Raw genomic sequence first — 17,260 nt, 5'->3', positions numbered from 1 at the left:
AGACCCCACCCCCATTGGGGGTAATTCGGGCCCCGCCTCATCGCTATGTATGACCCTTTTCCAGAGGTTGGTTGTTGTTATGTCTTCCAAGATCATCACGATCACGCGGCAGCCGGGCTGGCTGAACAAGAAGAACATGGCCGACAGCCTCGGTATTTCGGTGCAGGCCTTTGATAAATGGGACGTCGCGGCAGTCGCGAAGATCGGCCGCGAGTCGTTTTATGACGTTCGGTCGGTGCTGGATAACCGCCTGCAACACCAGACCGGGAAGCAACAACCGGGCGCCGAGGAAGTCGATCCGCTCATTGGCTACAAGATCGATTGCGAGCGCCTGCGACTGACCCGGGAGCAGGCCGACGCCCAAGCCCGCAAAAACAAGATCGGCGACAAGGAGTTGGCCCCGGTCGCTTTCATGACTTTCGCGCTGTCCAAGTTGTCGGCGCAATTGGCCGTAACCCTTAACACCATCCCCAAGCTCGTGAAACGCAAGCACCCCGATATCGCCGTGCGTCATCTTGATGCCGTCGAGAACGAAATTGCCGTTACGCGTAACGCTGCTATTGGGCTGGCTGACCGTGTGCCGGAGCTTTTGGATGAGTACATCGCCACCTTGGATGAGGTCGCTAGTTGACGCTGTCCGCCGCGGGCTGAAGAGCCTGCACAAAGATGCGCCACTAACGGCGGTCGAATGGGCAGACAAGTATTTCTACATGTCGTCAGAGTCGTCCTACGGCGAAGGCAAATGGACCACCGAGGCGTTTCAAGTGCCCTTGCTAAACGCCATGGGCAACGACCTGATCGAAGAACTGAACCTGCTGAAGTCGGCGCGGGTGGGTTACACCAAGATGTTGGTGGCGAACATCGCCTACAAGATCGAACACAAAAAGCGCAGCGTCTGCATGTGGAGTCCGACCGACGACGACGCCAAAGACATCATGAAAAAGCACGTCGATCCGATGATTCGCGACGTGCCGGTGATCAAGGCCCTGGCGCCCTGGTGCGGAAAGAAACACGGCGACAACACCCAAGAATCCAAGGTCTTCGAAAACCGCAAGGTGCTGTGGTGGCTGGGTGGCACGGCCGGCGGTAACTACCGCGAGAAAAGCCCGGACGAAGTGGGTTATGACGAGCTGTCGAACTTCGATGAAGACATTGACGGCGAGGGTTCGCCGACGTTCCTCGGCGATAAGCGCCTGGAGGGTGCGACCTATCCCAAGTCGATTCGCGGTTCTACGCCCAAGTTAGCTGGCACCTGCCAGATCACCCGGGCGGCCGAGGAATCGGCCTACCTGATGCGCTTTCACATTCGCTGCCCGCATTGCCGCACCGAGCAGACTCTGAAGTGGGGCGGCCCGGATGAGGCGTTTGGAATCAAGTGGCTGAAGGATGAGCGCGGCGAGGTCGTCAAGGCTTGGTATCTGTGCGAGTCCGGTAACGGCTGTACGTTCGAACACCACGAGATGATCGAGGCGTCCCGAACCGGCCGGTACATCTGCGAGAAGACCGGCATTTGGACGCGCGACAGTATCGAGTGGTTCGAAGCGGACGATACGCCGGTGCGCACGCCGCGGCGGCTCACGTTCCATATCTGGACGGTGTATTCGACGTTCACCACTTGGGTAAAAATCGCCGACGAGCGCGTCAAGGCCGGCAAGGACCGGGGCAAGCTCAAGACCTTTACCAACACCACGTTGGGCGAGACCTGGGAGGAAGACCAGACCGAGAAAGTCGATTGGGAGCTGTTGCACGGACGGCGTGAGGTGTACGCCGCTCAAGTGCCGCCGCGAGTGGTCGTGCTGACCGGTTCGGTGGATACCCAGGACGACCGTTACGAATTGCGGGTGTGGGGTTGGGGGGCCGGCGAAGAGGCGTGGCTGATCTATCGCAAGATTCTGTACGGCGATCCATCCAGTGCGGTGCTCAAGCGCAAGGTGGGGCTTGAGCTGCACCGCATGTTCACCCGTGCTGACGGTGCGCTGATGCGGGTCGAGCGGTGGTGCTGGGACTCCGGCGGCCACCATTCGGACGCTGTCCGGGCTGAAAGCCGCAAGCATGGCGTGCATTGGGTGATACCGATCTTCGGGGCCAGTACCTACGGCAAGCCGATTGCGAGCTTCCCGCGGCGCAAGGAAAAGAAGTCAAAAACCTACCTGACCGAAATTGGTACCGACAACGCCAAAGAGGTGATTTACAACCGGCTCAAGTTGCAGCCGGATGGTGATCGTCCGGTGCCGGGGCTGGTGCATTTTCCTGCCGATGACCAGATCTGCGATGAGCACGAACTGAAGCAGATCACCAGTGAAACCAAGAAGTGGATCATGGCCCGCGGGCGCCGCGTGCTGCGTTGGGATGCCAGCAAGCGGCGCAACGAGGCGCTCGACTGCTTTGTGTACGCCTTGGCGGCCTTGCGGATCTGTCAGGAAAAATTCGGCCTCGACCTTGACCTGTTGGCCAGCCAAAACACGGCGTCGGGCATGTGGGAGGTGTCCGACGAACCGGACGATCCCGAAGACGGCACCGAGCCAGATCAACCCGTTGTCGAGTCGGTGCCAGAACCGGCCCCGGCGCCGATCCAATCTCAACCCGACCACCAGCCTGCCGCCGGCGGCTGGATTGAAACAGGAGCGAGCGCATGGCTGCGTTAACACCTCAGGAAATGCTTGATAAGTACCTGCAAGCCGAGGCGGACGTGCTGGCCGGCAAAGACGTGCAGTTCAACGGCCGCCGGGTCGTCATGTCCGACTTGCCAGCCATCCGCACCGGCCGGCTGGAGTGGGAGCGGCGTGTGGCCATGGCGCAGCGTGGGGGGCGCCCGGGTTATTCCCTGGCGACGTTCGGTTGAACCTGCTCGATAAAGCCCTGGCGCCGCTGTTTCCCGGCATGGTCGCCGAGCGCCTGCGCGCCCGGAACGTGATCATGGCCTTTGAGGCGGCCACGGTGACCCGCACGCACAAGGCCAAGAAACAGGCGCGCAGTGCCGACGGCTCGCTGAATCGCACGCTGAAATCGTTGCGTGAGCAGTGCCGCAAGCTGGACGAGGATCACGACCTTGTCACCGGCCTGTTTGACCGCCTGGAAGAGCGCGTGGTGGGCGGCCCCGGCATTGCGGTGGAGCCGATCCCGCTGGGCTATGACGGTGCGGTGCATGTCGATTTTGCGGCCGCGATCAAAGCCCTGTGGGGGGAATGGTCGCTCAAGCCGGAGACGTCCGGGGAACTGAGCCGGCCGCAAATGGAACGCTTGGTCTGTCGCACCTGGCTGCGCGATGGCGAAACCTTGGCGCAAAAGCTGATCGGCAAGGTGCCGGGCTACGAGCATTTGCACGGTGTGCCCTTCGCCCTGGAGCTGTTGGAACCGGATTACTTGCCCATTGAGTACACCGATTTATCCAAGGGCATCGTCCAGGGCGTCGAGCGCAATGCCTGGCGCCGGGTGCGGGCTTATCACCTGCTGAAGACCCACCCCGGCGACCTGGGCGGCAATCTGGCGCAGAAGACCAAGCGGGTGCCGGTCGAGCAGATGATTCACATCGCGCACCGCAAGCGCATTGGTCAGAACCGTGGCCAGCCGCTGCTGCACGCGGTGCTGATCCGTTTGGCGGACATCAAGGACTACGAGGAAAGCGAGCGGGTCGCGGCGCGCATTAGCGCGGCGTTGGCCATGTACATCAAAAAGGGCTTGCCTGACGACTTCGTCCCGCCGACCTCCGGCGAGAGCCGACCCGAACGAACATTCCCGATCGCGCCGGGCATCGTGATCGACACGCTGCTGCCCGGTGAAGACATCGGGATGATTGAAAGCAATCGACCAAACCCGTTCCTTGAGGGGTTTCGCAACGGCCAGCTTAAGGCGGTCGCGGCGGGCACGCGCAGTACCTATTCCAGTGTGGCGCGCAGCTACGACGGCACCTACTCGGCCCAGCGTCAGGAGCTGGTCGAGGGGCAGTTGGGTTATGACCTGCTACAGCACGAATTTATCGACTACTGGTGCCGTCCGGTTTATCGCGAATGGCTGCGCATCGCGATCATGAGCGGCCAATTGGTCGTGCCGGCGGATGTCGACCCGCGAACGATCTACGGCGCGTTTTATCAAGGCCCGGTGATGCCTTGGATCAATCCGGTGCATGAGGCCACGGCCTGGAAGCTGCTGGTCGAGGCCGGTTTTGCCGATGAGGCCGAAGTGGCCCGATCGCGGCAGCGCAACCCTTCAGAACTCAAGGCGTCGCGTCTGGCGGAAGTCGCCGCGAACCGCGAGGACGGGCTGGTATTCAGCTCCGACTACTACCACCAAATCTACGGGAAGAATCAGCCCAATGATGACGAAAAACAACGGGCCGCTGATGCGGCCTCAGGGGGCGGCCCCAAAGACGACTGAGCCGGACGGCGGGCAGAGCTGGTATCAGCTGCGCGCCGCGGCGCGGGGCGTGGTTGACCTGATGTTGTACGGCGATATCGGCGCCTGGGGGATTTCGGCCAATCAGTTCGCCCGGGATCTGAAAGCCCTCGGTGACGTGTCACAAATCAACCTGCACATTCATTCGCCCGGTGGCGACGTGTTCGAAGGCATGGCCATGTACAACCTGCTCAAGAACCACCCGGCGCGGGTGGAGGGCACCGTAGACGGTCTGGCGGCGTCCATGGGCAGCGTGGTGCTGATGGCCTCGGATGTGATTCGCATCCCGGCCAACGCCATGATCATGGTGCACAAGCCGTGGGGCATTCAGGGCGGTGACGCCGAGGAAATGCGCCGCTATGCCGACTTGCTGGACAAGGTCGAGGATTCGCTGGTGGCGGCCTACACCAGCAAGACCGGCAAGACGGTCGACGAGGTCAAGGCCTTGTTGGCCGCTGAAACATGGATGACCGGCGCCGAGGCGGTCGAGCTGGGTTTCGCCGATGCACTGGTGGATGCCCTGGAAACCTTCGCCAAACTCAATTCACAACGCATGCAGGACTTCAACAAAATGCCCGAGACCTTTAAAAACCTGTTCGGCCCGCGCGGCTCGGTAACCCCACCGGCCAATCCTGAGCCTACCCCTCCAGTGCTGAATGCGCTGACTCCCGAGCAAATCATGGCCCAAGGTGTGCAGGCCGAGGCGGCCCGCCGTACTGCCATCGGTGGCGCCTTTGCCCTGTTTGCCGGACATGAGGCGTTGCGCGATACCTGCCTGGGCGACACGGCGTGCACGCTGGAGCAAGCCAACGCCAAGCTGTTGGCGGCGATCGGTGCAAAGACCACCCCGACCGGCAGCCTCGGTCACCCGGGCCATGTCAGCAACGGCAATCTGGTGGGTGACTCGGTGCAGGCCTCGCTGTTGGGCCGCCTCGGCATCCAAGACAACCAAGCGGACAACGCTTACAACCACATGACCCTGCGTGAACTGGCCCGCGCGTCGCTGGCCGATCGCGGCATTGGTGTGGCGACCCTGCGCCCGATGGACATGGTCGGTCTGGCGTTTACCCACGATGCCAGCGACTTCGGCAACATCCTGCTCGATGCCTCGCATCGTTCGTTGTTGGCGGGCTGGGAGGATGCCGAAGAAACCTATCACCTGTGGACTCGCAAAGGCCGTTTGAGCGACTTCAAGGTGGCCAACCGCGTCGGCTTGGGCTCGATGTCGACCCTGCGTGAAGTTCGCCCCGGTGCTGAATACAAGTACATCACCCTCGGCGATACCGGCGAGACGATCCGCTTGGCCACCTACGGCGAGATTTTCAGCATCAACCGTCAGGCGATCATTAACGACGACCTTGATGCCTTGAGCGGGATTCCGCGGCTGATGGGTGCTGCCGCTCGCGCAACGGTCGGTGATCTGGTGTACGACACCCTGATCAACAACGGCAAGATGAAGGACGGCAAACCGCTGTTCGACGCCTCGCGTAAAAACCTGTTCACCGGTGCCGGCTCGGCGCTGTCGATCGCGGCAATGAGCGCGGCCAAAACCGCTATGGCGTTGCAGAAGGGCAAGGTGGCCAAAGAGGGCGAGAAGACTCGCACGCTGAATGTCCGTCCTGCATTCCTGTTGTGCCCGGTGGCGCTGGAAGATCAAGCCAAGCAGTTGATCCGTTCGACTTCGGTGCCGACCGCTCAGGTCAACGCCGGCGTAGTCAACCCGATTCAGAACTTCGCCCAGGTGATCGGCGAGCCGCGCCTGGACGACAATTCGTCGTCGGCCTGGTATCTGGCCGCGAAGCAAGGCAGCGACACCATCGAAGTGGCTTATTTGGATGGCGTTGACGTTCCGTACATCGACCAGATGGAAGGCTTCACCAGCGACGGCATTGCGACCAAGGTTCGCATTGACGCCGGTGTCTCTGCGCTCGATGCGCGCGGCCTGAACAAGTCCGCTGGCGCGTAACACGTCGCCCATCCCATGACCCCGCCCTGTGCGGGGTTTGTTGTTTCTGAAGAGGGAAAAAGTCTATGTCTACCAACTATGTAAGCAATGGCGAAACCGTCACCTTGCCGGCCCCCACCGGCGGTTCTGTCGCGGGTGTGCCGCAGGTGATCAATGATCTGGCTGTGATGCCCTTGCAGGGCGGCGCCAAGGGCACCGTGATCGTCTACCGCACCGGGGGCAACTGGAGCGTTCCGGCGGATGCCGGGCTGAAGGCGGGCATGAAAGCCAGTGTGAAAGCCGGCGCCTTGGTCGCCGACGGCACGGCGGATTCTGCCCCCTACGGCAAGCTGTTGACCGATTCGGTCGGCGGCTATGCCGAAGTGCTGATCGTTCAGTAATGCCGGGCGATCGCTTTCGGGCCATGGCCGATCGCATGGACGCCTTGCTGGTGAGTCGCCTGGGAGACCCGGCGACGCTTGCCGATGGGCGTCCAGTTTCGGGCGCCTTTGCTTCCCCGTTTGTCGGCGCCGAAATCGGTGGCGGCGGTCAGGGCGCGGGCAAGCGGTTGGGCGCGACGATCAATGCCGATGAAGTATTGGAGCCGACCTTTACCGTGCGGGTGGTCGACGTGATCGGTGTCAAAAGGGGCGATTTACTGACCATCGAGCTGCCGGCCAATGTGGGCGGCGGGCTCTATAAGGTCAGCCGGTTGCGCCCTGACGGCGCGGGCATGGTTGATCTGGTACTGAGTGCGAACGATGAGCGAGCTGACGACATTACATGACGCAATCACCGCCACGCTCAGCGCGGCGATGCCCAAGGTGCTGCACGTCGAGGCGTTTCCTGAGCTGGGCTCCAAGGTCAGGACGCCGGCGCTGTTGTATGGTCTGACCGACATGACGCTGGGCACCGATCGGGGCGAGGGGAAAACGGCGCTGATCGGCCGGTTTCAATCCTGCATTCTGATCGATGCCGATCGTGAAAAGGCGTCATTGCAGGCGGCCATTCTGGCGTCGCTAATGGCCGCGGCGCTGAAAGATCAATGGTGGGGTTTGGATTTTGTCCTGGGCCCGCCGTTGCATATTCATGCACAACCAGAAGCCCCGACCAAAGAGCTGGAGCAGTTTGTCATGTGGTCGGTGCAGTGGATTCAGCACTTTGAAGTGGGTGAGGCCGAATGGCTTTGGCCGGACGAGCCGCCGGGCTCGCTGGTGTTCGACATGGACCCCGGCGACGGGCCGGTGAATCCGGAGGATCTGTGAGTTACGCCAGTGCCGAGCATGACCGCATGATTGCGGCCATGCTGATGCCGTGCGTGGTGGTCGGCGTGGATCTGGCGGCGCCGGCGGTGCGGGTGTCGAATGGCGAATGGACGAGCGCCTGGGTGCGCTGGCACAGTCTCGCGGCCGGTAAGGCGCGTCACTGGCGGGCGCCCAGCCTGGGCGAGCAAGGGGTGTTGTTCAACCCCAGCGGGCAGGCGGGCATGGGCACCTTTATCCCTGGGTTGTACGGGGATGCCGGCAGCCAGCCCGACAACCGCGACCATGTGGAAGTCTGGCGGTTTGATGATGGCGGCTCGCTGGTCTACGACTGGCAGGCCAAGAGCTACACCATCACCTTGCCGAGCGGCACGGTCACCATCAAGGTCGGCAGTACCGAGGTGGTCGTTACGGATAACGCCGTGACGGCCAAGGTCGGCGGCACCGAGGCGGCGCTAATGCCTGATTCGATCACACTGACATCGACGGCCATCAAGCTGACCGGTGCGGTGGTGATCGACGGGACGTTACACGCCACGAAGAACATCACCAGTGCTGGCTCGATCATGGATACCACGGGTAACAGCAACCGTCACACGCACTAATCAATAACCCTCTGAGGCCCGCCGCGCGCGGGTTTTTTTATACCTGGAGAAAACATGGCCAAGACCACCGAACAGCCCGCCACGAAACACTCGCCGGCGGAGGATCTGCTGCTGACCTTTCGTGACAAGGTTTACACCTCGCGAACCCTGATCATTCCGGACACGGGCCGCACACTGGCAGTGGCCCGCGGTGTGGTCGAGGTGTCCGTGTCCGATGAACCGGCCGTGAGCTACCTCAAGGCCAACGAAGAATTTGCACAAGCGGAGTGAGTTAGATGATCGGAATGGACCGCCACACCGGCCAACCCATTTCCGGCATCGAGCACTTGCGGCAGTCCATGGGCGATGTCCTGGGTACGCGGCTCGACAGTCGTCGGCACCGGCCGGAATACGGCAGCAAGCTCCACGAATTTGTCGACCTGCCGGTTAACGCCGGCTGGAAAAGCTCGGTGCAGGCCGAGGCGGCCCGAGCCCTGGGGCGCTGGGAGCCGCGCTTGAGACTGGAGAGCGTGCGGGTGCTGGCGGTGCTGGGCGGGAAAATCGATCTGCGCATTGCCGGCGAATACCTCGGCGACCGCTTTATGGTGGAGGTGAGTGTATGAGTGGCTTGGATCTGTCGGCGCTGCCGGCGCCGGAAGTGCTGGAACCCCTGGACTTCGAAGACACTTACGAGGAAGGGCTGGCGGTGTTTCGTGGTTCCATGGGTGAAAACTGGACCGCCACACTGGAGAGCGACCCGGTCACCAAGGTGCTCGAGGTCGGGGCTTACATCAAGCTCGGCAACCGCGCCCGGGTCAACGACGCGGCCAAGGCCCTGCTGCTGGCCCATGCCATCGGCAGTGACTTGGATCAGTTGGGCGCGAACGTCAACCTGAAGCGCCTGGTGATTCAAGCCGAGGATCTGCTGGCGGTGCCGCCAGTGCCGGAGATCAAGGAAAAGGACGACCCGTTTCGTGAGCGCATCCAGTTGGCCTTTGAAGGGCTGACCACGGCGGGGCCGCGCAACAGCTACATCTTTCACGCGCGCAACGCTTCGGGGTTGGTGATGGATGCCACGGCGGAAAGTCCATCGCCGTGCGACGTTACGGTAACGGTGTTGAGTTCGGAAGGCGAAGGGGTGGCCAGCCCCGACTTGTTGGCCGCCGTCGCCGCGGCGCTAAATGATGAGAACGTGCGGCCGCTGGGTGATCGGGTCAAGGTGCAAAGCGCGGAGATTATTCACTACCGTATTGACGCCATTTTGCACATGAACAGCGCCGGTCCTGAGAGCGACGCCAGTCTGGCGGAAGCCGAAAAGCGCTTGGCCGCCTGGATCAACCCGCGCAAACGCTTGGGCGTGGAGGTCGCACGTTCGGCGGTCGATGCTCAGCTACACGTGGCCGGCGTTTCCCGGGTTGAGCTGACCGGGTGGGCGGATTTGGCCCCGACCAAGGCTCAGGCGGCGTATTGCACCGGCTACAGCGTGGTGCCGAAGGTGCCGGGATGAAGAGCCTGCTGCCGAGCAATAGCACGCAACTGGAGCGCGCCCTGGAGGAATCGTTCTACGAACGCACGATTGTCCCGCTACGCACGCTCTACAACGCTCAGACCTGTCCGGTGCATTTGTTGCCGCATCTGGCGTGGGCGTGGTCGGTCGATCGCTGGGATCACCGATGGCCGGAGGCAGCCAAGCGCCGGGCCATTGCCGCGTCGTATTACATCCATGCCCACAAGGGCACCATCGGCGCATTGCGCCGGGTGGTTGAGCCCTTGGGCTACCTGATCGAGATCGTCGAGTGGTTCAACACGGTGCCCGAAGGGGTGCCCGGCACCTTTGCGCTCAAGGTCGGCGTACTGGACACCGGGATCACCGAGGAAATGTATCAGGAGCTGGATCGCCTGATCGACGATGCCAAGCCTGTCAGTCGCAAGCTGACCGGGTTGGCGATCAGCCTCGAAACTCAGGGCAATTTGAACATTGCCGTTTCCCTTTTCGAGGGCGACGAAATCGACGTCTACCCGCCGGTGATGCGTGACATCGAGGTCACGGGCCGCTTTGGCGTGGTCGGTCGCGAACACTCCATAGACACCCTGGACGTTTATTATGATTGATGCGAATTCGAAGTTTTTTGCGATCCTCACGAACGTGGGGATGGTCAAGCAGGCGAACGCCGACGCGCTCGGCATTCCTTGGAAGATCACCGACATGGGCGTGGGGGATGCCAGCGGCACCGACCCGATCCCTAATGCAGCGCAAACCAAGCTGATCAATGAATGGCGCCGCCGTCCGCTGAATCAGCTCAAGATCGACCCGAACAATCCGGCGGTGATCATCGCCGAGCAGATCATTCCGGCCGATGAGGGCGGTAAGTGGATTCGCGAAATCGGTCTGTACGACGCGGACGGGGATCTGGTGGCGGTGGCCAACTGCGCGCCGAGCTTCAAGCCGGCCCTGTCGCAAGGTTCGGGCCGCACGCAAATCGTGCGCATGAACTTCATCGTCACCAGTGCCGGCAACATCACGCTAAAGATCGATCCGGCGATTGTGCTGGCTTCGCGGGCCTACGTGGATGCGGCGATTCTGGAGGTATTGCCGGCGAACAAGACGCCCGGTGTGTTCCGACGTGTCACCGTCAATAACCGTGGGGTGGTGGTGTCGGGTGATAACCCGGAAACACTGGCCGGTTTCGGGATCAAGGACACCTACACCAAGCCCGAAATTGATGCGATTATTGCTCAAGCCTCGGCATTGCCGGTCGGTAGCATGGTGGCGTTTCCAGTGCACAAGATCCCGCCCGGGTTTCTGGAAATTAACGGCGGCGAGTGGCCCATTGCGCAATACCCGGATCTGGCGGCATTTTTGGGAACGGCGTTCAATAAGGGCACCGAAACCGCCGGTTACTTTCGGCTACCAGAATCGCGCGGCGAGTTCCTGCGGGGTTGGGACCATGGGCGCGGGGTGGATGCTGGGCGGGCGATTGGTAGTAATCAGGCTGATGATTTTAAGTCTCACGCCCACGGCACGGGTCTGTTCTTTGGTAAAGATACTGGGCCTATGGCGAACGGCCCTAACTCACCGTACACGTCAGGTGGCTACGGCGCTTTTGTGACTACCGCAACCGGTGGCACTGAAACCCGCCCGCGCAACTTGGCGGTGATGTGGTGCATCAAGGCTTGGAACGCGCCGATCAATCAGGGAAATATCGACATTGCTGCTCTGGCGGCGCAGGTTGCCGTGGCGACCCCTCAGGGCCATTTGTCTGGCTTCTGCCTTGTGATGAACGGCGCCGCGCCGGGCACGACAATCGACGTTGGCCCTGGTGTAGCGCGAGAGGCTGGGAACCCGGTTATTTCGTCTGCAATTATCAGTGGTGTATTGCAGGCGGCAGGTGGATGGTCGGCAGGAACTGGCGGCAACAAGCTCGATACCGGTGTTCGTTCGGCCAGCAAGTGGTATCACGTTTTCGCTTTGCGCCGCGTTGCCGGTGGAGAGGCCGACGTGCTGTTTTCCTTGAGCCCTACGGCGCCACAAATTCCGGCCGGCTATGAGCTGGTTTCTCGGGTGGGGAGCATTTGCACCGACTCGGGAGGGGTTATCCGACCTTTCGTGATGGATTTGATGCGAGGTCGTCGCGCCTTTCGTTGGGTTACGCCAATTTTGGATGTGGCTGACACATCGATCAATACCACCGCTGTTTCCTTCGGGCTGTCGGTCCCTACCGGTGTTCCTGTGGTTGTTCAGCTAAACGCATTTGTGTGGGCAAATAACATGCTTGTGTACCTCAGCGGGCTCGATACCGCTGATTTGGCTCCTGCGAATTTCGGTATTTATACGGGCTTTACCTGCGGTTTCGGGGTTATCACTGACGGCGCTTCTGACTCTGGAGGCATGCAGCTTTTCATCAAGACAAATGCGAGCGGCCAAATTCGGGCAAGAGGAAACGGGTCAGGGAAGGTTTCGTTGCTAACACTAGGTTGGGAGGAATAGTTATGCCATTTGTGCAGCGCAATGAAGCGGGATATGTAACAGGTCGGTTCGCCAACTCTCAGCCTGGTTTCGCCGAAGAGTATTTGCCGGACGATAGTCCAGATTTGTTTGCGGTAGAGCCGTCCACGCTTGTAAATATTGAGCGTGAATGGCGTGACGGTGCGCTGTCGGCGGTGCTGTGGTTGCGCGAGCGGCACCGTGATCAGTTGGAAATTTCAGATTCAGCCACGCTGACGGCCGAGCAATTCAACGAGCTGTTGGTGTACATGCAGGGCCTGCGCGACTGGCCTCAGTCGCCTGACTTCCCTGATACCCAGCACCGGCCAACGGCGCCGGAGTGGATCGCCGAGCAACACGAATAAACGCCCCGCACTGACGGGGCGTTTTCTTTTCCGTTACGCGTAACACGAACATCCCTGACAGCCTCGCTCACGCGGGGCTTTTTTGTTTCTGGAGATTGAGCCCTATGAGTTTCTATCACGGCGTCACCACCTCGCTGATCGACACCGGCGCGCGGACGATTTCGCTGCCGTCGTCGTCGATCATCGGTCTGTGCGACACCTTCACCCCGGGTATTCTGGGCGGCGGCAACGCGCTGGCCGGCGAGCTGAAACTGATCACGACCGAGCGTGAAGCCATTGCGGCGTTCGGGGCGGATTCGGCGATTACCAAAGCGTGCCAGGCCATTTACGTGCGCGCCAAAGCGGTGATCGTCGCCATTGGCGTGCCGAAGCTAGAAGACGCCGCGCTGCAAACCTCGGCCATTATCGGTGGCGTGCTGGCCTCGGGGCAGCGTACCGGTCTGCAAGCGCTGCTGGACGGCAAAAGCAAGCACAACGCCCAGCCGAAACTGCTGATCGCGCCGAAGCATTCCGCCACGCAAGCGGTGGCCACCGCCATGGATGCCCTGGCCGGTAAATTGCGCGCGATCGCCATCCTCGACGGTCCGAACACCACCGATGAGGCGGCCATGGCCTACGCCCTGGAGTTCGGCAGCAAGCGCCTGTACATGGTTGATCCCGGCGTAAAGTACTGGGACACGATCGCCGGTGCGACGATCGACGCGCCGGGCTCGGCGTGGACGGCGGGGCTGTTTGCCTGGACCGATGCCAACTACGGCTATTGGGCATCGCCGTCGAACAAGGAGTTTGTCGGCATCACCGGCACCACCCGGCCGATTGAGTATTTGGACGGTGACGAAACCTGCCGGGCCAACCTGCTGAACAACGCCAACATCGCCACGATCATTCGTGATGGCGGTTATCGCTTGTGGGGCAACCGGACGCTGTCCAGCGATCCGAAGTGGGCATTCGTCACCCGCGTGCGCACCTGCGACATCCTCATGGATGCGATTCAGGCGGGGCACAAGTGGGCGGTTGACCGCTCGATCACTAAGACCTACGTGCAGGACGTGACCGAAGGCCTTCAGGCATTCATGCGCGATCAGAAGAACGCCGGCGCGATCATCAACTTCGAAGTCTACGCGGACAAGGAGCGGAACACGGCCAGCCAGATCGAGCAGGGCAAAATTTTCTGGCGCATCCGTTTCACCGACGTGCCGCCGGCCGAAAACCCGAATTTCCTCATTGAAGTCACCAACGAATGGCTGACCGAAGTTCTTGAAACCGCCTAAGGGGGCCGCTCAATGATTCCTCAAGTTCTCACCAACTGCGCCGCGTTTGTTGACGGCGTGAGTTTCGCCGGCGACGTGCCGACCTTGACCCTGCCGAAGCTGACGCAAAAGGTCGCCGACTATCAGGGCGGCGGTATGTCGGCGCCGATCGAGCTGGCCACCGGCCTCGACAAGCTGGAGGCGGCGTTTACCACCAACGGCATTCGTCGCGAGTCGCTGAAGTATTTCGGGCTGGCCGATCAGACCGCGTGCAACGTGGTGTTTCGTGCGGCCTACAGGGGTTTGAAGGGTGTGGTCACGCCGGTGGTGGTGACCATGCGCGGTGGCATCAAAGAGGTCGACATGGGCGACTGGAAGCCCTCCGATCCGGCCGAGATCAAGCACGCGCTGAAGCTCGTTTACTACAAGCTCGAAATCGACGGTCGCGTGATATACGAGATCGATCCCCTCAACATGATTCAGGTGGTCGACGGTGTCGATCAACTGGCGGCTGAACGCTCGGCCCTGGGCCTTTAAGGACATTTGAACATGACACAAGTAAGTCTGACTAAGCCGTTGCCGAAGTGGCTGGAACTGACCGAGGACGGCGTGACCGTAACACTGGCCTACAAGGCCAATATCAGTGGCGTCCTCGTCGACAAGGTCACCATGCGCGCGCCCAGCGTGAAAGACATGGAGGCCGCTACGGTGGCCGGTGGTGGCGCCATGGACAAGATGGAAAAGAACCTGTTTTGCAGCTTGATCATGGCCACTGACGCGGACCTGTCGACCATGAAAATCAAGGACTACAACCGCCTGCAGGCGGGCTATTTTCGCCTGGTCGAAGAAGACGAGCTGTAACGCACACACGCTTAAGGCACTGGCCCGGCGCTTGGCCAAAGAGACCAGTTTCTCGGCGGCCGAGATCAAGGCCATGCCTTTTTCGGAAATGGTGTGGTGGCTCACGGATTGAGCCGCCTTTGATTGACCCGACGTATAGGGCACGCACATGGCGAACAAACTCGCGCTCGGACTGGTCATTGGCGGGGCGGTCAGCTCCACCGTGGGCTCGGCGTTCAAGGACGTCACCAGTCGCATCAAACGCCTGGAAGCCGAGGGCAAAAAAGCCCGGGTGCTGGAAAAGACCATTGGCGACACCATGCGGTTGCGCGATGAATGGCGCAAGGCGCACATGGCCGGCGACAAAAACGCCTCGGCGTTGCAACGGCAGCTCGAAAGCAGTCTCAGCAGTCTGAAGAAACAAGGGGTCGAGGTTCGCAATCTGACCAAGGCCTATAGCGCCATGGGGCAGGCCGCGGCCAAAGCCGAGTTAAAGGCCAAGGGTCACCAGCAACTTGACGAAGGCAAACAGAAACTCAAAAGCAGCGTGGGGCAGGCGGTGGCCGCTACGGCGGCGATGGCCATCCCGACCAAAATCAGCGCCGACTATGGCGCGATCATTCGTGACATTGCGATCAAGTCGAATATTGCCAACAAGCCCGAAGAGGGCGAAATGTCGAGAAAGATCATCGACACGTCGCGCGATACCGGCATGGCACGCAATCAGGTGGCCGAGGTGGTCAACGCCCTGGTGGGCGCCGGCATGGAGCTGGACAAGGCGCTGAAGTACGCCCCAACCGCGGCCAAGTTTGCCATTGGCCAAGGCTCGGACGGCGGCGAAACCGCGCGCATGATCAACGCCCTGGGGCAGAACGCCAAGATCACCGACCCGGCCGAGATGCAAAAAGCCCTGGAGGCGATCGCCTACCAAGGTCAGGCCGGCAGTTTCGAGGCGGCCGACATGGCCCGTTGGTTCCCTGAGTTGTTGGCGGGCATGGGCAAGCTGGGCATCACCGGCATGGATTCGGTGACGCAACTGGGCGCCATGCTTCAGGTGCAAATGAAGACCGCCGGCGGCGCGGACGAAGCGGCCAACAACCTCAAGAACTGGATGGAAAAGATCGGTTCGGGCGATACGGTCGAGGCCTACAAAAAGGCCGGGATCGACTATCAGGGCTCGATGAATACCGGTCTGCAAAACGGCAAATCCACCTTGGAATCCAGCTTTGAGCTGGCCCAAAAATACATTGCCGCGACCGATCCGAAGAAAGCCGCGGCGATGGCCGAGGCCACGGCCAAGATCAGCAAAGAGACGGACCCGGCCAAAGCCCAGGCCATGATCGCGTCCCTGGAGAGCGCCTTGCGCACCGGCGACCTGTTCGCCGACATGCAGGTCAAGGGCGCGTTGACTGCGTTCATGCAGAACAAGGAGCTGTACGCCAAGCTGAAATCGGAGTCGGCCAGTGCCACCGGGATTCTGGACAAGAACCTGGAGGAGCGCCGGCAGTCGTCGGCGCAGAAGTGGTCGGAAATGGCTCAGGCCAGCGATGACGCCATGCGTGCGATCGGCGACGCGTTCCGACCGGTCACGGATACCGTGGCGGACGGGCTGACCTACGTCACCCAGGAGCTGAGCAAGCTGTCGGACGAATCGCCCAAGGTGGTGACTGGCATCGGTGCGGCCGTGGCGGCGGTGATTGCCTTCGGTGCGGTGATGGCCCACGTCAAGATGGCCAAAGGCCTGATGAACATTGGCCGCGGTTCGCTGATGGGCAATCCGAACATTCCGCAAAAGGTGATCGTCACCAACATGGGCGGCTTGGGTGGCGGTCTGGATGCGGGCGACCTCGATGCCGATGGCAAGCCCAAGAAAAGTGGCAAAGGCGGCAAGGGCGGTGGTCGTGGCGGGGTGGGCGGCGGTATCGGGTCCGTGGTGAAAGGCGCGGCCGTGGTGGCGGTGGTGGATGCGGGGTTTAAAGCCTACGACACCTATCAGAACGCCGAAACTCGGGACGAAAAGGCCGAAGGCTACGGCGCGGCCGCGGGCGGTCTGGCCGGTACGCTGGGAGGTGCTGCGGCCGGCGCCGCGTTGGGCACGCTATTGCTGCCGGTGGTCGGTACTGCGCTTGGTGGGCTGATCGGCGGTGTTATCGGCAGCATGGGCGGCGACGCCCTGGGCGGCTACCTCGGCAAGTCGATGTTTGGCAGCGACGACGCTCTAAAGCGTATGCCCGCGGCGGGGCCGTTGATGATGGCCAATGCCGGCAAGGACATCCCGCCGGTGATGGCCAACCTTGGCCAGTCGTTTGCCAAGCCTTCGGGGCAAGGCACCGGCGCGCTGCTGATGGCGCCGAAGCCCGGGGACGCCGCGCGGGCCATGATGATGCCGAGCGCCAGTGATGACGCCGCCGCGGCGAAACTCGCGCCACCGGCCCCGGCCAAAAGCGAAGGGGTCAAGGTCGACACCAAGGTGGACATTCAGGCGCCGTTTACGCTGACGGTCCAAGGCGACGTGAAGGACGCGGCGACGCTCTATAACCAGCTCAAACCGTTGCTCGATCAGCACTATCGCGACATGGCCGGCAAAGTGGGTAGTACCCAGCTCTACGACGCACCACACGTTTAATCAGGAGGGCA

The 17,260-nt window shown here is 61.5% G+C and carries 19 protein-coding genes; all 19 read left to right on the top strand.

What is annotated here, in order from left to right:
- Positions 1-79 precede the first annotated feature (79 nt).
- The 19 genes from F8N43_RS08570 to F8N43_RS08480 all read left to right on the top strand — a co-directional run bounded on the left by F8N43_RS08570 (position 80) and on the right by F8N43_RS08480 (position 17,249).
- Positions 80-631, top strand: a complete 552-nt coding sequence (locus F8N43_RS08570) for a terminase small subunit (RefSeq protein ID WP_150653595.1) — start codon at positions 80-82, stop codon at positions 629-631.
- Positions 594-2,645: a phage terminase large subunit family protein gene (locus F8N43_RS08565; protein WP_224787801.1), complete on the top strand. Its 2,052-nt coding sequence runs from the start codon at positions 594-596 to the stop codon at positions 2,643-2,645. The genes F8N43_RS08570 and F8N43_RS08565 overlap by 38 nt, the downstream gene beginning before the upstream one ends.
- A complete protein-coding gene (locus F8N43_RS08560) occupies positions 2,633-2,842 on the top strand; it encodes a primosomal replication protein PriB/PriC domain protein (RefSeq protein WP_150653593.1) in 210 nt (69 codons plus the stop codon). The genes F8N43_RS08565 and F8N43_RS08560 overlap by 13 nt, the downstream gene beginning before the upstream one ends.
- Complete coding sequence (locus tag F8N43_RS08555) at positions 2,839-4,374, top strand: phage portal protein (RefSeq protein ID WP_150653592.1); 1,536 nt, start codon at positions 2,839-2,841, stop codon at positions 4,372-4,374. Before F8N43_RS08560 ends, F8N43_RS08555 begins: the two co-directional genes overlap by 4 nt.
- A complete protein-coding gene (locus tag F8N43_RS08550; RefSeq protein ID WP_150653591.1) occupies positions 4,313-6,358 on the top strand; it encodes a ClpP-like prohead protease/major capsid protein fusion protein in 2,046 nt (681 codons plus the stop codon). The genes F8N43_RS08555 and F8N43_RS08550 overlap by 62 nt, the downstream gene beginning before the upstream one ends.
- Positions 6,359-6,423: 65 nt before the next feature.
- Positions 6,424-6,738: a hypothetical protein gene (locus tag F8N43_RS08545; protein ID WP_150653590.1), complete on the top strand. Its 315-nt coding sequence runs from the start codon at positions 6,424-6,426 to the stop codon at positions 6,736-6,738.
- Positions 6,739-6,761: 23 nt separating this feature from the next.
- Positions 6,762-7,124 (top strand): hypothetical protein, encoded by a 363-nt coding sequence (locus F8N43_RS08540; protein ID WP_224787800.1) that lies wholly within the window; start codon positions 6,762-6,764, stop codon positions 7,122-7,124.
- A complete protein-coding gene (locus F8N43_RS08535) occupies positions 7,099-7,602 on the top strand; it encodes a hypothetical protein (protein ID WP_224787799.1) in 504 nt (167 codons plus the stop codon). Before F8N43_RS08540 ends, F8N43_RS08535 begins: the two co-directional genes overlap by 26 nt.
- On the top strand, positions 7,599-8,204 hold the full coding sequence (locus F8N43_RS08530) for a phage baseplate assembly protein V (RefSeq protein ID WP_150653588.1): 606 nt from the start codon (positions 7,599-7,601) through the stop codon (positions 8,202-8,204). Before F8N43_RS08535 ends, F8N43_RS08530 begins: the two co-directional genes overlap by 4 nt.
- Positions 8,205-8,258: 54 nt before the next feature.
- Positions 8,259-8,474, top strand: coding sequence for a hypothetical protein (locus F8N43_RS08525; RefSeq protein WP_150653587.1), 216 nt, complete (start codon positions 8,259-8,261; stop codon positions 8,472-8,474).
- A gap of 5 nt (positions 8,475-8,479) precedes the next feature.
- A complete protein-coding gene (locus F8N43_RS08520; RefSeq protein ID WP_150653586.1) occupies positions 8,480-8,806 on the top strand; it encodes a GPW/gp25 family protein in 327 nt (108 codons plus the stop codon).
- Complete coding sequence (locus tag F8N43_RS08515; RefSeq protein ID WP_150653585.1) at positions 8,803-9,690, top strand: baseplate J/gp47 family protein; 888 nt, start codon at positions 8,803-8,805, stop codon at positions 9,688-9,690. The genes F8N43_RS08520 and F8N43_RS08515 overlap by 4 nt, the downstream gene beginning before the upstream one ends.
- Positions 9,687-10,295, top strand: a complete 609-nt coding sequence (locus F8N43_RS08510) for a phage tail protein I (RefSeq protein WP_150653584.1) — start codon at positions 9,687-9,689, stop codon at positions 10,293-10,295. The genes F8N43_RS08515 and F8N43_RS08510 overlap by 4 nt, the downstream gene beginning before the upstream one ends.
- Complete coding sequence (locus F8N43_RS29500) at positions 10,288-12,171, top strand: phage tail protein (RefSeq protein ID WP_224787798.1); 1,884 nt, start codon at positions 10,288-10,290, stop codon at positions 12,169-12,171. The genes F8N43_RS08510 and F8N43_RS29500 overlap by 8 nt, the downstream gene beginning before the upstream one ends.
- Before the next feature lie 2 nt (positions 12,172-12,173).
- Complete coding sequence (locus F8N43_RS08500) at positions 12,174-12,533, top strand: phage tail assembly chaperone (RefSeq protein WP_150653583.1); 360 nt, start codon at positions 12,174-12,176, stop codon at positions 12,531-12,533.
- Positions 12,534-12,637: 104 nt separating this feature from the next.
- Positions 12,638-13,804, top strand: a complete 1,167-nt coding sequence (locus F8N43_RS08495) for a phage tail sheath family protein (RefSeq protein ID WP_150653582.1) — start codon at positions 12,638-12,640, stop codon at positions 13,802-13,804.
- A 12-nt stretch (positions 13,805-13,816) separates the two neighbouring features.
- On the top strand, positions 13,817-14,320 hold the full coding sequence (locus F8N43_RS08490; protein ID WP_150653581.1) for a phage major tail tube protein: 504 nt from the start codon (positions 13,817-13,819) through the stop codon (positions 14,318-14,320).
- Between the two features lie 12 nt (positions 14,321-14,332).
- On the top strand, positions 14,333-14,644 hold the full coding sequence (locus F8N43_RS08485; RefSeq protein ID WP_150653580.1) for a phage tail assembly protein: 312 nt from the start codon (positions 14,333-14,335) through the stop codon (positions 14,642-14,644).
- Between the two features lie 148 nt (positions 14,645-14,792).
- The gene (locus tag F8N43_RS08480) at positions 14,793-17,249 is read left to right on the top strand and encodes a phage tail tape measure protein (RefSeq protein ID WP_150653579.1); all 2,457 of its coding nucleotides are present in this window, start codon (positions 14,793-14,795) and stop codon (positions 17,247-17,249) included.
- Positions 17,250-17,260: the final 11 nt, after the last annotated feature.

Origin of the sequence: Pseudomonas fluorescens (assembly GCF_902498065.1) — a bacterium.
Taxonomy (GTDB): domain Bacteria; phylum Pseudomonadota; class Gammaproteobacteria; order Pseudomonadales; family Pseudomonadaceae; genus Aquipseudomonas; species Aquipseudomonas fluorescens_BJ.
The sequence above is the reverse complement of the archived record's forward strand: the minus strand, read 5'-3'. Positions and strand labels throughout refer to the sequence as shown.

Excerpts from the sequence above, each read along its gene's own strand:
- F8N43_RS08570 (WP_150653595.1), top strand. The coding sequence starts at position 80 with ATGTCTTCCAAGATCATCACGATCACGCGGCAGCCGGGCTGGCTGAAC.
- F8N43_RS08565 (WP_224787801.1), top strand. The coding sequence starts at position 594 with ATGAGTACATCGCCACCTTGGATGAGGTCGCTAGTTGACGCTGTCCGC.
- F8N43_RS08560 (WP_150653593.1), top strand. The coding sequence starts at position 2,633 with ATGGCTGCGTTAACACCTCAGGAAATGCTTGATAAGTACCTGCAAGCC.
- F8N43_RS08550 (WP_150653591.1), top strand. The coding sequence starts at position 4,313 with ATGATGACGAAAAACAACGGGCCGCTGATGCGGCCTCAGGGGGCGGCC.
- F8N43_RS08545 (WP_150653590.1), top strand. The coding sequence starts at position 6,424 with ATGTCTACCAACTATGTAAGCAATGGCGAAACCGTCACCTTGCCGGCC.
- F8N43_RS08540 (WP_224787800.1), top strand. The coding sequence starts at position 6,762 with ATGGCCGATCGCATGGACGCCTTGCTGGTGAGTCGCCTGGGAGACCCG.
- F8N43_RS08535 (WP_224787799.1), top strand. The coding sequence starts at position 7,099 with ATGAGCGAGCTGACGACATTACATGACGCAATCACCGCCACGCTCAGC.
- F8N43_RS08525 (WP_150653587.1), top strand. The coding sequence starts at position 8,259 with ATGGCCAAGACCACCGAACAGCCCGCCACGAAACACTCGCCGGCGGAG.
- F8N43_RS08520 (WP_150653586.1), top strand. The coding sequence starts at position 8,480 with ATGATCGGAATGGACCGCCACACCGGCCAACCCATTTCCGGCATCGAG.
- F8N43_RS08515 (WP_150653585.1), top strand. The coding sequence starts at position 8,803 with ATGAGTGGCTTGGATCTGTCGGCGCTGCCGGCGCCGGAAGTGCTGGAA.
- F8N43_RS08510 (WP_150653584.1), top strand. The coding sequence starts at position 9,687 with ATGAAGAGCCTGCTGCCGAGCAATAGCACGCAACTGGAGCGCGCCCTG.
- F8N43_RS29500 (WP_224787798.1), top strand. The coding sequence starts at position 10,288 with ATGATTGATGCGAATTCGAAGTTTTTTGCGATCCTCACGAACGTGGGG.
- F8N43_RS08500 (WP_150653583.1), top strand. The coding sequence starts at position 12,174 with ATGCCATTTGTGCAGCGCAATGAAGCGGGATATGTAACAGGTCGGTTC.
- F8N43_RS08495 (WP_150653582.1), top strand. The coding sequence starts at position 12,638 with ATGAGTTTCTATCACGGCGTCACCACCTCGCTGATCGACACCGGCGCG.
- F8N43_RS08490 (WP_150653581.1), top strand. The coding sequence starts at position 13,817 with ATGATTCCTCAAGTTCTCACCAACTGCGCCGCGTTTGTTGACGGCGTG.
- F8N43_RS08485 (WP_150653580.1), top strand. The coding sequence starts at position 14,333 with ATGACACAAGTAAGTCTGACTAAGCCGTTGCCGAAGTGGCTGGAACTG.
- F8N43_RS08480 (WP_150653579.1), top strand. The coding sequence starts at position 14,793 with ATGGCGAACAAACTCGCGCTCGGACTGGTCATTGGCGGGGCGGTCAGC.